Genomic DNA, 15229 nt, shown 5'->3' with positions numbered 1-15229 from the left:
TAATGCTTTATCTGCCCCACTTTAATGCAACAGCACCCCATACTAGTCCTGCACCAAAACCTACCAATACAACAACATCGCCATCTTTAATCTTATTATTTTCAAGTTCATAACAAAGTGATAACGGTATTGATGCTGAAGAAGTGTTTCCATAACGATCGACAGTCTTTGACATTCTTTCGATTGGAAGGTCTAACCTTTGTCTCGCAGCTTCCATTATTCTTATATTAGCCTGGTGAGGAATTAGAAAATCAACATCTTCTTTTGTGAGTCCAGCTTTATGAACCACATTCAGAGAAGATTCTCCCATCTGTCGAACTGCAAATTTGAATACCTCCCGACCATTCATCAAAAGGTGATTTTCCATACGAATATGGTCTCCACCGCTGCCGTCTGAACCGAGTTCAAATGAAAGTATACCTTTATCATCAGCAACAGGTCCTAATAAAGCCGCTCCTGATCCATCACCAAATAATACCGCAGTGTTACGATCATCCCAATCTGTAATTTTAGATAGTTTTTCAGTACCTACAACCAAGACATGCTTGTATGTTCCTGTTTCAATAAATTGTTTAGCAGTAACAAACCCATATATAAATCCTGCACAGGCCGCACTAACATCCATAGCTGCTGCTTTACTAGCACCCAGCTGTTTTTGCAACATAGATGATACAGATGGAAAACTTTGATCTGGAGTAACAGTTGCAACCAAAATCATATCTATTTCTTCCGGATTTATATCAGCATTTTCAATTGCTTCTTTTGCAGCTTCATAGCTCATATGAGATGTATCTACATCGTCAGCCGCAATCCTTCTTTCTTCAATACCAGTCCGTGTTCGAATCCACTCATCACTAGTATCCACTATTTTTTCTAAATCTTTATTTGTTACGACATGCTCCGGGACGTATTTCCCCATTCCCCATATACCTGCTCGCATCTCGTTTCCTCCTCAACAAAACATCTTTTATACTTATGATTATGACCTAGTACTAAGAAAAGTGCAAGAGTCATTGTTTATCCACTTAATGTCATCCTCTATGACCACTTAAATGTATTCAGACAGTGTTTTATATCGTATATGAATTTAAATAAGAAAAACACATAGCGTCTTTTATTTAAATTGCTTTCTAGACCCTGTAAGATTCGAGACTCTCTGTTCGACGAAAACAACAATCTTTAAGAAAACATGGTCCAAGTCTTCCTATCTGTGAACAGAACAAAAACCAAGCAAAGGAGCTTGGTTTCGATAACTACCCATTTGGCTTTGGTCTGCTTAAATATCTTGATCATCTTGCGAAATTTTTATCGTTTCCATAAGTTCATGGAACATTTCATCCACACGATTGATGAGTGCTTCTTCTTTCTTTGTCTTAGGTGTCTGCTCTTTCAATTCTTCATATGTTGTTAAAAAAGCATCGATGTCTTTTGTTCCAATTTGCGCAATCGAGACATAGCACAAAAGAGTTACATTTGGTTTATCTTCTTGATGAAATAAAGGAACTAAAGGTTCTAATAGTTCTTTTGCTTCTTGGTAATTCTTCTGGTGAATCATATCATACCCTTTTACGATTCGATCTGCTAATTTTTTAATTGCTTTTGATTGTTCTTCTGACATACATCATACTCCTTAAACTTGTATAAATAGATGATTGAATGATCTTATCTTTGACCATCAATCCACTTCAGTAGCATATTAATTTGACCTAAATGGTAACTCTCATGGTAATTCAAATGGTATAGGACCCATTCAGGGGAATAAGATTCTCCCATACCTTGATCTTTTTCGATCAAATTCGACTTCTTAAATTCGACATCTGAAATTTCCATGAAGTATTCTCTCGTTAGCATTCTAGCTTCACCGAGTCTGGCTAATACCCAGCTTTTCTCCATCCCCTCAGGAGCAATGATAACTTGTTTTTCCTGAAAATAAAAGCGTTCACGATCCAAGTCGGTAATTCCATCAGGACGCAAGACCATTTTATTCCACCACCACTCAATTTGAGCCAGATGTAATATATATGCTCCAACACTGGGGAAATCATGTACATGATGATGCAGATCGTATTCATCTATATCATCCAAAAGAGCGAGAAGGCGTTCTCTAGTAAGAATAAGGCCTCCTAGTAAATGTGTGGAGTCGCGGGAAGAAACTGGAGCTAATGTATGAACTTTCATTGAGATCCTCCTCCATTCGATTCATCTAATTCATGCGGTAAATGGCCTGTTTTAATATATGTGTCCACATGTTCATTTAACCACGATATTGTTTCTGAAGGAACTTCTTTCCCATATTCCCCCATACTAATTACACCATCAGAGAAACCAAAGTACTTATTCCCTGTTTCGAGTTCTCCTTTACTGAACTTTTCAGCAACATATTCATACATTTTTTCAACTTCCTGCACGGTACTAGTTAAGACCGTATATACTCCGAGATCCAACTGGTCCCCGACATAGCCTATCGCGTAGAGCCCTTCTTTTTTCACTTCTTCAATGATAGCTGTGTGAAAACCATCTCCTGCTGGATAATAAATATCTGCACCCTCATTTTTCATCCCTTCAAATATTTCGAGAGCTGCCTCCTCTTCCACCCAGCTTTCTACGAAGTCAACTTTTACATCGACCTCAGGGGCCTGATAATTTACGCCATCTTCAAAGCCTTCTACTTCAGGTTGAAATGGAAAAGCTGCAATCACTCCAACTGTGTTTGTCTTTGTCATTTCTCCTGCAAGCATACCGGCAAAATACCCCATAGCGTAACCATTAAAATGAATACTAGTAATATTTTCACCTTCAACATCACCATTGAAACTTACGAAATGAATGCTTGGAAAATCTCCTTTAAGCTTCATAAATAAATCCGCATATAATTGACTATGGCCTATAACTAATGAAACGTCTTCTTCTTCAAATTCTTCCAACGATTTTCTAACGGCTCCTTCTGATCGAACCCCTTCTTTCATCAAGACTTCTACGTCAAACTCTGATTGGACCTTTAATATTCCTTGGTATCCTTTCATATTCCAACCTTGATCATCGATTGGATGCGAGAGTAATAGACCCACTTTTTCGAAAGGTTTGCCTTGGGCTTGCTGACACCCGGATAAAAAAAGAACTAACGGTATAACAAACAGGATAATAATCCTTTTTCCCTTATTCATTCACGCACTCCCTGTCACACAGTTTATTACTAGGTTATAAGTTTTAATACTTCTAAAAGTGATGGTTTCGTTCCTAGTGTTATTAACAGCCAGACTTAACCTATGCATTTGATTAGTCCCGTGTATACCGTGATTTATTATCTTTTATAAAATTAATTCGACACAGATTCAAAATCTCCTCTAGTTCCGTTTATTACATTACTATGACAAAATATATTGCTAACTCTCTCTATTCATTTTAAAAAACAGCCATTCTGCTGCGCCGCCCAAAAGTAAAGAACAAATTACCATTACTTCTACTGGCCAGTCAGTAGTAAATCTGAACAATAATCCATATACTGATAATGCTACGATCGAAAAAATAATAACCCCTATTAATAATTTCAAGATGACACACCTACTCTCTCTATAAGGTTCGCAAAATAATGACTAAATTACAATAAAAAAATCACATTCATTCTTTAGTGGACGTGATAATTTACTACTGAATGGTAGAAAAACATATACAGAGGACATTCAAAAAAGTAAAAATCTACCTTTTTGAATGTCCCCATACAATATTATATATTTGTTGTCATGAAGAATAAACGGCTTATCGCATTCTTGTTATTGAATTCAGGTTAATATGCAAAAAGAAAAATCGTGGTCAATCCCACGATTTATCAGGCTTTACTTTATAGGACCAAACACGATTGTGATTTGAACTTTCTGGAAACTTATCTCCTGCCTCTAAATGGACTTGTTTTGGTTTTTGAACCATACTTCCCGTCTCACCAATTTCGATATAGACGCCGTTATTCGGAGCCTTCTCTCCATGCTTAAAACGTTTTTGTTGCCCCATCCTTGCTTCACCTCGATTTTAATAGCAGTATTCTTAGATTGTACTAAAAATCAAAGATTATGCTTGGAAAAAATGAAGGATCAAGGTGGATCATAGTAAATCCAGCATTAAGATGGTAAAAGTTTGATCCTGTTAAAAAATGAGAGATGACTAAGTATTAAGTCACCTCCCACTCTTATTAAATCGAACACTTATTTATTGATTATTCTCCTTACTATCTTCATGGTCATATGTTATTTCACCTTTATCGTCGCTGTAATTCACTTGAAAACTTTTCCCATCGAAATACCATTCATCTTTTTTCTCCACATAAAAGGTCACACCTTCTTTGTCAGTAGAAACAGCAGGTTCATCAGGAGACTTTTCGGCAATACCTAATGAAAAACCAGATTGAAACTGACCAAATCCACCGTAGCGTACGAAAAATTGAACATTATCGCCTTTTTCTAAATTTAGTTCATCCTTAAACCAGGTGAATGCTTTATCTGTAATTGTCATATTCATTATATACCCCTCCAAATTTATGCTCATAAGTATAGGTTTCCCTTTTTAATCATAATAAAAACTTAACGCATCTTATGCACTCTTGTTTCTGGAACTGGACCGGTTTCCAAAAGACCGCACCTAAAACCTTTTTAAATAAAGGGTTGTTAACCTCCACTAACCGGAGGAATAAACGCAATAAGATCCCCTTGCCTAACCTTCACAGATTCATCAGCAAATTCCTCGTTAACGGCAGCCATAGCAGAAGCTAACCCCGTTACATGAGGATAATCTTTCAGTAACTTCTTTCTGATTTCCTCTACAGTCATTTCCATTGAGACACTTAATTCTCTTTTACCTGTTTTCTCTTCTAATTCTGCAAACAACAAAATTTTAATCATCTATTACGTCCTCCTCCTTCGGTACACCTAAAGGATAAGCATTATTTTCTAATTGATCTCCTATCCATTCTTCTCCATCTTCCCAGTGCTCCTTTTTCCAGATCGGTACTATTTCTTTAATTCGCTCAATCGCATACCTGCTAGCATCAAAAGAATCTGCTCTATGTGGAGTTGAAACAGCAATGACTACCGCAATGTCGGAAATTTCCAATGCACCAATGCGATGAGTGATGGCTACCTTTGCATCTGCGTATCGATCGTTAATCTCTTTTCCTATTTGGGCAAGTTTTTTTTCCGCCATCGGAATATAAGCATCGTATTTTAAATATAATGTCTTTTTTCCTTTTGTCATCTCTCTAACTGTTCCTATAAAAGTATTGATTGCTCCGGCATTTCTGTCTTCAACTTTTCTTATTATGTGATCAACCTCAATTGGTTTTTCAATTATCTCAAAATTTTTAACTGTCATTATTATCCCTCGCTTCTACAATATGCTTGAAGAAACCAACGTATATAACTTTCTAGATCATTCATTAAAAAAACAGGAAATAATCCTTTACTCTCCCACTTTAACGCTAACTCTTCCTCCCAGAATATCGTTGCTTCAATGACCACACAACTTTTTAATAAATGTTCATCCGCTGAAGATCTTATGATAATCGTTTTAGGATATTTTTCTTGCTTAAATCCCTCAATAATAATCATATCAAAAGATAGACATTCATAGATCCTGACTAAATCCTCTAAATTCAGATGACTTGTATCTGAAAGGATCATGCTACATTCAGTCTCACTGATAACAAGTGACCCAGAAGCTCCTGCATCTCGATGCTTAGCCGAATCTGTATCAAAGGACTCTTGCTTTAAAGGGATACCTCCATGCCCATGATGTTTCACCGCTCCTACTGATAAACCACGCCTGGAAATTGCTTCAATAAGGGCTTTCGCTATCGTTGTTTTCCCTGAATTTGAAAATCCTACAATTTGATGCTTTTTGCTATGTGAGTTAATCATTGGTCAGTTTTTCTTGATTTAACCGGGTCTTGAAAAGGAGCACTATCCCCTTCAGAATTCAACAAAATAATATCTACTTCATCGCCTGATTTATAGCCTCTAGTTCCGCCAGGTAATGCAACAAATACATCTGAATAAGCTAAGGAGGTTACTACTTGGGATTTATCCATCCCTATTGGCTGAGCAACTACTTTCCCATGCTCAAAGGCTATTTTACTCCGAATAAATCGTGTAAAAGGATTTGCTTTGGGAAAGTTTGCTTTCAGCGTTCCTTTGACAGACTCAAGATACGGTTTGGTTGAAAATAAATAAGTTTGGATCCAAGGTCTAGTAAATAGTTCAAACCCTACATAACAGGCAGAAGGATTACCAGAAAGGCCAAATAGTAATTGCCCGTCTTTCTCCGCAACTGAAGTTACACTTCCTGGCCTCATTGCTATTTTGTTAAACAAAAGGTTGGCACCAAGCTTTTTGTAGATTGCCGGCAGAAAATCGAAATCACCAACGGAGACGCCCCCAGTCGTAATTAAAACATCCACTTCTTTTAGTGCTTCTTGTACTGCTTTAAAACACAGTTCAAAATTGTCTTCTAATTTACCAAAGTACAAAGGCTCTCCACCAGCCTGTTTTACTTGAGAAATGATCATATAAGCATTGCTGTTTCTAATTTTTCCCGGCTCAAGATCCTGATCTACATCTAATAATTCTGTCCCTGTCGCATAAATCCCTATAACAGGTTTTTTCGCTACCGGAACCTTCGCATATCCAAACGTAGCGAGAACTGCAATCACTCCAGCAGTGATCTTTTTCCCGGCATTAACAATGACTTCGCCCTTTTTAGTTTCTTCCCCCTCTTTCGCTACAAAATCATTTTTTTCAAACGAACGAGTTATCTCAATATATGTTTGGTTATTTTCATTCACTTCTTTAGCAAGTTCAAACATGATTATCGAATCGCATGCTTCTGGCATAATTGTACCTGTCATGACTCTCACAGCTTGCCCAGGTTTAAGAACACTGGTAGAAACATGTCCTGCCCCCACCGTTTCTACAACCTCTAGTCGAACAGGATTGCTTGAGCTTGCTCCTTTGGTATCTTTACTTTGTACAGCAAAACCATCTAATGGCGATCTATCAAATGGCGGGACAGGGTGATCAGCTATAATATCTTCCGCTAAATATCTTCCTTCGGCGTTCTCAAGAGAAACATGTTCTAATTCCCCTGTTTTGCTGTATTTCATCACTCTAGATACTGCTTCTTTTACTTGTATTGGATCTCTTTTTTCTACCATTCCTATGTACACATCCTTTTTTTCTAAACGAGTGATTTCTTATTATTACACATATCTCCAACGACAGTTATTGCTTCATCTACTTATAATCTTGGCAGAATATTATAAAAAAAGCTACCAATGAGTAATTGGCAGCAAGTGGCGCTTATGATCCTGTAATTTCAGTAATATCCTCAACGGTAGCTTCAAGATCAAAACTCTTCTCGCCACTATACATTCGATGAACGACACCATCGGGATTGACTAAGAAAAACCGTGTAGGATGCATGATGTCACTTTCCTCTGGAACTTGTTGAATTTGCGATTTAAAAGACTCTAGAGCAAATTGTTGAATATCTTCAAATTCGTAACCTGTTAAAAAGTCCCAATTGTTGAAATCAGCTCCATAAGACTCTCCATATTCTTCTAATCTTTCAGGTGTATCAAAATCAGGATCAACGGTAAACGATACCATTCTTATATCGACGCCTTTCTCCTCCAAAGCGCTCTGTAACTCGACCATATTAGGAGTCATTGTCATACATACTGTAGGACATCTCGTAAAAATTGTCTTACTGATCCACCATTCGCCTTCAAGTGACTCAATAGAAACAGTGTCACCATATTGATTTACTGCTTCAAATTCAGCAGTTTGCCATGGTTCCTCCGTTTGTGAAACATCAATAACTGCATCCGACTGCGATGATTCCGATGCATCTTGATACAAAAAGCTGCATCCTGATAAAATGAATAGACAAACTGCCGTACTCCCCAAAATCAAAAACTTCTTCATAAAACCCCTCTTTCTCTATCCCTCGGTTTGATACATATCATATTCTTTTATTTTAAGTTTTGGTGTTTCTTCTTTATCTCTCTTCATCCATAGTTTAAATGTAGCACCAATTGCTACAGCGTAAGCTAGTTCTTGAATTACTTTCATCATTGCCCCTCCAAATTGCTGATCATGTAGTGGGCTTAGTACAGACAAAGCCTGCTCGCCGGAAAAAATTTCAAATGGCATGTCAGTACCAGGTGGAAGACAATAACTCATCGCAACGGCCCATGTTGAGGGATCTGTATAAGTAGCATATAAAGGACCATTGGCAAAAATAATCAATGCACAAGCAGGCGTGAATAAAACACCACTCATAAACATGTATCCGATTCTTTTTAGCTCCGATAACTCATATTTCGTTGTGAGTCGCGGGATAATGTGCCACCACATTAGCATCGCTGCTAATAGCATTGCCAGTTGATAAACATTATGCCAAACTTCACTTGTCATTAAGAAATCAAAAGTAAAGGGTATATGATAAAATGAAAAAATGGCATTGAATAAAAGCAAGCCAAATAAAGGAAACCCGATTACTTTAAAAATGCTGCGAACTATGTTTAGCTGGGCAATCGATTTGAAAAACCAAGAAGGAATGCCCAATAACAGTAAAGGTGGGGCAATCAGATAGACAATCGCCATAGATAGCATATGCATACTTAACATAATATGACCTAATACATAGAGTGGGCCTCCAAATCCTATGTATACAGCTAATAAACCAAGATGAAAATAAACCTGTCTTCTTAGAGATACTGGTTTTGAATCAGCAAATAAATGCCTAAATCGATTAATTATTAAAAAATATATGATACTTACGAGAGCTAGGACAAGGATTAATTCGGGTGTCCATATCGTTCTTGCAGTAAATGTCGAGAAAAATTGTTCCATCTTTCTATCTCCTATCCTTAGGGATAATGTTTGTTTATTATTTTCTTCACAAAGGTATTTTAACATGGAATAGCCATGATATAGTATATTTATATCATGATTTTGCTTAAAATCCTATTTTTTATTCTTGGAAGATCTAGGACACAAGAACAGTGCTGACAGGAGGAAATTTAATGAAACCTTATTTAATCGCAGTAGATTTAGATGGTACATTATTAACAGATGATAAAGTAATCTCTAGAAGAAATCACTCTGCTTTAACCCAATTGAAAGAGTTAGGGCACAAGATAGTGATTGCGACTGGAAGACCCTACAGAGCCAGCAGTCAATATTATCAGGAACTTTTCTTAGATTCACCTATGGTTAACTTTAACGGAGCATTTATCCATCACCCTGTCGCTCCTGCTCTTTTTCCAACGATACATTCTCCGTTGGATAAAGAAACGGCTAAAACGATTATAGAAACATGTGAAGCTCTTCAGGTAAAAAATATGATGGTGGAAGTAATGGATGACTATTATTTGCGTCACCTGAACAGAGGTTTTGCTGAAGCTTTCACGGTAAATCAAACTCCCTCCGATAGCGGAAACCTTCATCAGCTTATAAAGCGGGATCCCACTTCTATTTTAATACAACCAGAAGATGACCAGCATCAAAGCATTAAACAACTTCTAAAAGATGCTCATGCAGAAGTCATTGAGCAAAGATCTTGGGGAGCACCTTGGCATGTCATTGAAATTATTAAAGCTGGTTTACATAAAGCTGTTGGATTAAAAGAAATTGTTAAGTATTACAATATCCCTCAAGAACGAGTTATCGCTTTTGGAGATGAAGATAATGATCTAGAAATGCTAGAGTTCGCAGGACATGGTATAGCAATGGGAAATGCAATCGATGAACTTAAAAATGTAGCCAATGAAACAACGGATACAAATGAAAAAGACGGGATTGCTGTTTATTTAGAGGATTATTTCTCATTGAAAAACGGAAAGGACGTGTAGGACTTGAAAATATTTAAAGTTGATAAGCCTGCTGATGACATCACGATTCAAAATATTACTTCTGTAATGGAAGAACAAATGAACAGCCTTAGTGATAACGACCACAGCGCACCTTTAACTCAAACGATCTCACTTGCATTAGAGAAAAATTCAAATGCTGAATTCTTTGTTGTAGAGCTAAATGATATCTTTGTTGGCTGTGCTTTTTTAAACAGCGGCATATCTCTGGGCAAAGGTGGACCGTATATTTGGCTAAATGATTTATATGTAATGAAGGAGTATCGACAACAAGGTATTGCTAAGAAACTGCTTTTAAAGGTGTTGCAATGGGCCGAGCAAGAGGGCTATAAAGGCATTGAGTTAGAAACAGGAATCAGTAATGCAGCCACGAAGAAGCTTTACAATTCTTTAGGCTTCTACGATATTATTTCTAAAAGATACGGAAGATCTCTTTCATAAATTTTATTCTTTTAAAACGGTTGCTTTCCGCGGTATTAAAAAAACGGTTATTAGAGCAATAAAAAAAGCTAGCTTGGTGTTAAAACCAAGTTAGCTTTTCTATAGATATTATTCGTAAACTTTCTCAAATGCAGCTTGGATATCCGGAAGTAAAGAATCCCAGTCTGCTCCTGCTTCTTTATTAACTGTGATAAAATCCTGATAACCAAAAAGATTATCCACACCTTCTAAAGCTAATAATTCTTTTGCTAACGGATGATCTGTTTCGTCATTCTTTTTAAAAGATGCACTTCCTGATCCTTCAAATAGTACTTTATTAGCTGTGAATTTCATTGCATTCGGGTTAGGTGTTGGTTCGCCTCTAACTTCAATTGCCATTCATAAAACCTCCTTATATGTAAGTGTTATTAGTTTAACACGTTTTATCCGGAATGTTAATGTAGTAAGAAAAACGGCATAGCCGTCTTTTATTAAATACAGCGTCAGCTTATACTTTCTGTGAAAAAAGCTAGCTGGAATATCAGCTAGCCGGATGTTTCATTTATATATATCAAAAGATTCTCTCTTTTCTTGACTAAAGATGATAATCTTCTTTTGAACAAACGAATATCGTTCGTATTATCAGTATCGAGAGCTTCTTTTAAGTTCATAAGATAATAGTCTATTTCAGCAGAAATAACAAATAATTTGATGGAAGGCTCAATGGCAATTGACCGTGACTGTTTCGGCCTAACTTGATGATATGGATCCATGATTTAACTCACCTCCACTTCTTCCTTATTTTCGAATGATTAATCCTTGTTATCGATTTGTTTGCTTATGAACCATCTTATGTAATCCCTGGAAAAAAAGACGCTTTTTTTCTTGAACTTAAGCTAATTGAGAGCATTTGTGCTTATTATCAAGTATCTGTAAAATAAAGAGGTGAATAATTAAAAGGAGGCCGTTCTTCCATGAAAAAGCATGTAAAAAGCGATTCTTTATCAGTTGATGTGATCAATAAATATAGCCAAGCTGTCAAGACGCTATGTGAAGAATGGAACTACCATCCTTCTTTTATTTCTTCATTAAGGAATATAATCGAAGTAGCTTTGTCACATTACACCGACACAATCAGTCCGAATGAAAAAACCTATCTTATTCTCTCCTTTTTTATGGAAATAAAAAAAGAATTGAAAATACGCGGCTCCTTTTCGATACAGAAAAAAGAAATTGAAAAGTTATTAGAAGGATACCTTTGTAAAATACCTTTCCATTTCACCACACAAGAAGATTTTATTTTTCTCCAGAAAGCAAATGCTGAGTTTCCACAAGTGGAATCATTGAAAGTTTCGAAACAGATACCAAGTTTTACTTTTGATATTAAAAACGATATAGAAGTCTGGTTAAGCAACTGGATGATTCGTCCTCATTTTGCTATGTATAAAGACTATTATGAACATATTGAATATAAGGAAGCTAAATTCTTTTTAGTGGATCGCGTCATTGAAGAACTTCAGAAACAAATTGCTCATCGTCCAGTTAGAAGAACATTATTCCAATTATTATCTTATCACCATCGATATGAACAAGGAATCGAGTTATGGAGCCTATCCCCATGTGACCCCTCGATCCTTTCGATGGAAGAACAACAGTTTTTCAAGCTTGTAAGGAAGAACAATTCCCATTTAGCAATCCCTTTGTATATGCATTGGATTGAGAGATTAATAGAAAAAAAAACGAAGAAACATTATGAATCATCTGTTGTATTGTTAAAAGACATTCAAGCTATACTGGGAGATCTTGATTGTCCCGAGCAATTTCAATTATTTTTACTTGTGTTACAAAAACGGTACAAGGGTTTTGCAGCGTTACAAAAGGAGTTGAAACAATTTGATAGCCGCTCTAAATAATCAATGGCATATTGTTGCAGCAATTGATCCCTCTAATATGGACAAAGGTATTGTGCTTTCATGTACTTCAAAGAAACCAACCTTTATAACAGAGGATACGATTCGATGGGAAAAAGATATACTAACGATCAAACAACTATTATTTTCCGACCACCGTTCTTCTTTCTATGGAGTGATGTTCGATACTGCGACCATCGAAATACAATCTAATAACAATGTAACCCGTGTAGAAGGGATTATCGTGCCTTTGACATCCCTTCACCTGCTTAAAGACTTGTCAGAATCATCCTTGTTCTTATTCGATGAGTCTTTCCACTTTTTACTTAATGAAACAAACCAACTGTTAAATCAAGTTGACAAGAGACAACTTTATCCTAGTATTTATGGGCAATGGGAAACACCAAATTATATTGAAAGCAACGTGGTGACCACACCAAAAATTTCCGTGAATAGCATTGCTGAGAAAAGTACTTATTCAATATTGGAACCAAAGCTAATTGACTCTTTTCTTTTTCTATACTTACAGCATTATGTATTCATTTCAGAAACATATCAAACTGAAATCAAACCCTACTTTTCTATATTGGCAGCTAAAACATCTGAAAGCCAAGTAAAGGAGTGGGTGAATGCGCTTGAAAATCCCTGGAAAACCTTGAAATTATCGAGACACCTTTATCCTTTATGTATTAACCATTGGCAAGGCGAAAATCCAATTGATTTTCAGCTTCAGATAGTCATGTATGAACCCGAATCTCTCTTAACAGACTGGGAGTTCGAGTGGTTTATGAAAGAATGGACGACTGGGAAAACTATTTCCGTAACAAATGTAATGAGAGGCCAGCATCCTTTCAGAAAAAATCCACTGGCTTGGCTTGAAGAAGAGATATCTCATTTCAAAACATGCGAATGGCTATTACCTAAACAAGGAGCGACCTCTTTTTTTCTATCGAACGAGACAATTTCTTCATTTTTATTGAATGATGTTAAAGAACTGGAATCTCTAGGTGTTGCTATGCTAGTCCCTGAAAAATTCAGACAAAAGATTACACCGAATCTTACTGCAACAGTATCTCTCCCTCATATGGAGGAAGAGAATTTCTCAACCACTCCTTGGATACGTACAACAGTTAACTGGCAAATGCAGTTAAATGGAGATATCATGAATCAACAAACGTTTATTGATCTTGTCGAACAGAAACAACAGATGATCCGTCTTCACGATGAATGGGTAATGTGGGATCTAGAGACAGCCAATGAATTATTACATCAAATGATGGATACTTCCAATAACAAACATATACCTATTTTTGAAGCGCTCAAAAATCACGCTCAATCCTTTTCAATACCTGACCACTCAAATAGCAAAGATGAACAAATCAGATCATCCAAGGATTCCATCGAATGGAGCTTCGATAAGAAGACAGCAGACATGTTACTTAATAAAAATGACATTCCTTACCCTTTAAGACATAAATGGGAGCCTATTTTGAAAAGTTATCAAAAAAAAGGGGTTCAGTGGTTATTACACATGCGGAAGCTTCAACTTGGCTGTTGTTTAGCAGATGATATGGGGTTAGGAAAAACTGTCCAAACAATTACTTATATCGATGAGGTATTGCGTAATGAAAAAAGTGAGACACCTTTTTTGATTCTATGTCCTTCTAGTCTGGTACATAATTGGAAACATGAACTATGTCGCTTCGCTCCTCAATTGAAGGTATATCATCATGAGGGTTCTCCCTCTTCCCGTAAAGAGTCATTCCTGCAAAATGTGAAGACAACCCAAGTCATCATTTGTTCCTATCCAATTGCAAAGCAGGATCACCTATACTTACGGGATCTACGCTGGACCGGATGTATTTTTGATGAGGCGCAAATGCTTAAAAATAGTCGCACAAAGCTACGACAAGCGATAAAAGAGTTTGATGCTTTACATTCTATCGCCCTCACTGGGACTCCTGTTGAGAACCATCCTTTGGAAGTATGGAGTCTCATGGATTTATTAATTCCTGGTTTATTAAGAGATGAAGCATGGTTTTTCGAAACTTTCCTTCAAGAAAAAAATGAGCAAAAAAGAGCGGAAAACATTACCAAGCTTCGCGATGTCATCCAACCATTCCTGTTGAGACGATCAAAAGAATCACAATTTCATGAACTTGCCATTCCTGAAAAAACAATGATCGATCATTCTGTCTCCTTAACAGATGAACAAGTTATTCTATACGAGGCAACGGTTGAAGAACTGATGACTGCCTATGATAACCAATCGATACAAGTGCAACGAGCACTTTTATTTAAAACCATGACGAAACTAAAACAAATCTGTAATCACCCTGATCAGTTATTTCAGGAAGAGAATCATTTTCTTTTTGAAGAAGGACGATCTGAAAAATGGGACCTTGCTTCAGAAATGGTTGATAGATGGATACATGAAAAAAAGAGAGGTCTAATATTCACACAATATCGCTTTGTCGGTAAAATGTTTCAACGGTTGGGAAAGTTTCAGCATCAAATGGAAATACCTTTTTTCCATGGGGGGCTGTCGTCAAAAGCAAGGCAAAAAATGATTGCTCAGTTTCAAACAGATAGCACTATTCCTTTTATGGTTATTTCTTTGAGGGCTGGTGGCTTTGGTATGAACTTAACAGAGGCTACAGAGGTATTACATTATGACAGATGGTGGAATCCTGCTGTAGAAGCACAAGCGACGGATAGAGTGCATCGAATTGGTCAGTCAAAACCTGTAACGGTTCATACAATTACAAACCAAGGAACAATTGAAGAAAGAATTGGACAACTCATTAAAGAAAAAGAAAAACTCCAAAAAGCACTCGTCCATGGTAAGTCATTCCCCCTCTGGGAGCTTTCCAGAGAAGAACTTCGGACTTTGTTCTCACTTTAGTAAATGGTTGGTTTTATTGAAGGGAAGTACTCGAATCGCTTCATGCGGATACAACAATCTTTAAAAAACTGATAATTT

General features: G+C 36.7%; 19 protein-coding genes. 4 read left to right on the top strand and 15 right to left on the bottom strand.

What is annotated here, in order from left to right; genetic code table 11:
• Positions 1-7: 7 nt before the first annotated feature.
• The 13 genes from CEF18_RS02890 to ctaG all read right to left on the bottom strand — a co-directional run bounded on the left by CEF18_RS02890 (position 8) and on the right by ctaG (position 8897).
• Positions 8-940, bottom strand: coding sequence for a beta-ketoacyl-ACP synthase III (locus tag CEF18_RS02890; RefSeq protein ID WP_110935094.1), 933 nt, complete (start codon positions 938-940; stop codon positions 8-10).
• A gap of 336 nt (positions 941-1276) precedes the next feature.
• Positions 1277-1618, bottom strand: a complete 342-nt coding sequence (locus tag CEF18_RS02885; protein WP_110935093.1) for a hypothetical protein — start codon at positions 1616-1618, stop codon at positions 1277-1279.
• 44 nt (positions 1619-1662) lie between these two features.
• Entirely contained in the window at positions 1663-2178 is a 516-nt protein-coding gene (locus CEF18_RS02880; protein WP_110935092.1) for a DinB family protein, read from the bottom strand.
• A complete protein-coding gene (locus CEF18_RS02875) occupies positions 2175-3164 on the bottom strand; it encodes a BMP family ABC transporter substrate-binding protein (RefSeq protein WP_110935091.1) in 990 nt (329 codons plus the stop codon). The genes CEF18_RS02880 and CEF18_RS02875 overlap by 4 nt, the downstream gene beginning before the upstream one ends.
• Positions 3165-3383: 219 nt before the next feature.
• A complete protein-coding gene (locus CEF18_RS25685; protein ID WP_183041044.1) occupies positions 3384-3551 on the bottom strand; it encodes a hypothetical protein in 168 nt (55 codons plus the stop codon).
• Between the two features lie 259 nt (positions 3552-3810).
• Positions 3811-4005 carry a YjzC family protein gene (locus CEF18_RS02870; RefSeq protein WP_110935090.1) on the bottom strand — a complete coding sequence of 65 codons (195 nt, stop codon included), beginning with the start codon at positions 4003-4005 and terminating at the stop codon, positions 3811-3813.
• A gap of 195 nt (positions 4006-4200) precedes the next feature.
• Entirely contained in the window at positions 4201-4509 is a 309-nt protein-coding gene (locus CEF18_RS02865; RefSeq protein ID WP_110935089.1) for a HesB/YadR/YfhF family protein, read from the bottom strand.
• A gap of 146 nt (positions 4510-4655) precedes the next feature.
• Positions 4656-4889, bottom strand: a complete 234-nt coding sequence (gene moaD, locus CEF18_RS02860; RefSeq protein ID WP_110935088.1) for a molybdopterin converting factor subunit 1 — start codon at positions 4887-4889, stop codon at positions 4656-4658.
• Positions 4882-5358 carry a molybdenum cofactor biosynthesis protein MoaE gene (locus CEF18_RS02855; RefSeq protein ID WP_110935087.1) on the bottom strand — a complete coding sequence of 159 codons (477 nt, stop codon included), beginning with the start codon at positions 5356-5358 and terminating at the stop codon, positions 4882-4884. The genes moaD and CEF18_RS02855 overlap by 8 nt, the downstream gene beginning before the upstream one ends.
• 2 nt (positions 5359-5360) lie before the next feature.
• Positions 5361-5903, bottom strand: coding sequence for a molybdopterin-guanine dinucleotide biosynthesis protein B (mobB, locus tag CEF18_RS02850; RefSeq protein ID WP_110935086.1), 543 nt, complete (start codon positions 5901-5903; stop codon positions 5361-5363).
• Positions 5900-7195, bottom strand: a complete 1296-nt coding sequence (locus tag CEF18_RS02845; RefSeq protein WP_110935085.1) for a molybdopterin molybdotransferase MoeA — start codon at positions 7193-7195, stop codon at positions 5900-5902. The genes mobB and CEF18_RS02845 overlap by 4 nt, the downstream gene beginning before the upstream one ends.
• A gap of 145 nt (positions 7196-7340) precedes the next feature.
• Positions 7341-7967 carry an SCO family protein gene (locus CEF18_RS02840; protein WP_110935084.1) on the bottom strand — a complete coding sequence of 209 codons (627 nt, stop codon included), beginning with the start codon at positions 7965-7967 and terminating at the stop codon, positions 7341-7343.
• A gap of 15 nt (positions 7968-7982) precedes the next feature.
• A complete protein-coding gene (ctaG, locus tag CEF18_RS02835; protein ID WP_110935083.1) occupies positions 7983-8897 on the bottom strand; it encodes a cytochrome c oxidase assembly factor CtaG in 915 nt (304 codons plus the stop codon).
• A 173-nt stretch (positions 8898-9070) separates the two neighbouring features.
• Here ctaG and CEF18_RS02830 point away from each other — a divergent pair, with 173 nt between their 5' ends.
• Entirely contained in the window at positions 9071-9898 is an 828-nt protein-coding gene (locus tag CEF18_RS02830; protein ID WP_110935082.1) for a Cof-type HAD-IIB family hydrolase, read from the top strand.
• A 3-nt stretch (positions 9899-9901) separates the two neighbouring features.
• Positions 9902-10357: a GNAT family N-acetyltransferase gene (locus tag CEF18_RS02825; protein ID WP_223292215.1), complete on the top strand. Its 456-nt coding sequence runs from the start codon at positions 9902-9904 to the stop codon at positions 10355-10357.
• 108 nt (positions 10358-10465) lie between these two features.
• Here the strand turns inward: CEF18_RS02825 and CEF18_RS02820 are convergent, their stop codons facing one another.
• Positions 10466-10735, bottom strand: a complete 270-nt coding sequence (locus CEF18_RS02820) for a NifU N-terminal domain-containing protein (protein ID WP_110935081.1) — start codon at positions 10733-10735, stop codon at positions 10466-10468.
• A 146-nt stretch (positions 10736-10881) separates the two neighbouring features.
• Positions 10882-11109, bottom strand: coding sequence for a hypothetical protein (locus CEF18_RS02815; protein WP_110935080.1), 228 nt, complete (start codon positions 11107-11109; stop codon positions 10882-10884).
• 201 nt (positions 11110-11310) lie between these two features.
• Here CEF18_RS02815 and CEF18_RS02810 point away from each other — a divergent pair, with 201 nt between their 5' ends.
• Positions 11311-12249, top strand: coding sequence for a hypothetical protein (locus CEF18_RS02810; protein WP_110935079.1), 939 nt, complete (start codon positions 11311-11313; stop codon positions 12247-12249).
• Positions 12230-15151, top strand: coding sequence for a DEAD/DEAH box helicase (locus tag CEF18_RS02805; RefSeq protein ID WP_110935078.1), 2922 nt, complete (start codon positions 12230-12232; stop codon positions 15149-15151). Before CEF18_RS02810 ends, CEF18_RS02805 begins: the two co-directional genes overlap by 20 nt.
• Positions 15152-15229 lie beyond the last annotated feature (78 nt).

The sequence above is a fragment of the Salipaludibacillus neizhouensis genome (assembly GCF_002886185.1).
GTDB classification, from domain to species: Bacteria; Bacillota; Bacilli; order Bacillales; family Salisediminibacteriaceae; genus Salipaludibacillus; species Salipaludibacillus neizhouensis.
Note: the sequence above shows the minus strand (reverse complement) of the source record. Positions and strands in the feature narration are given on the sequence as shown.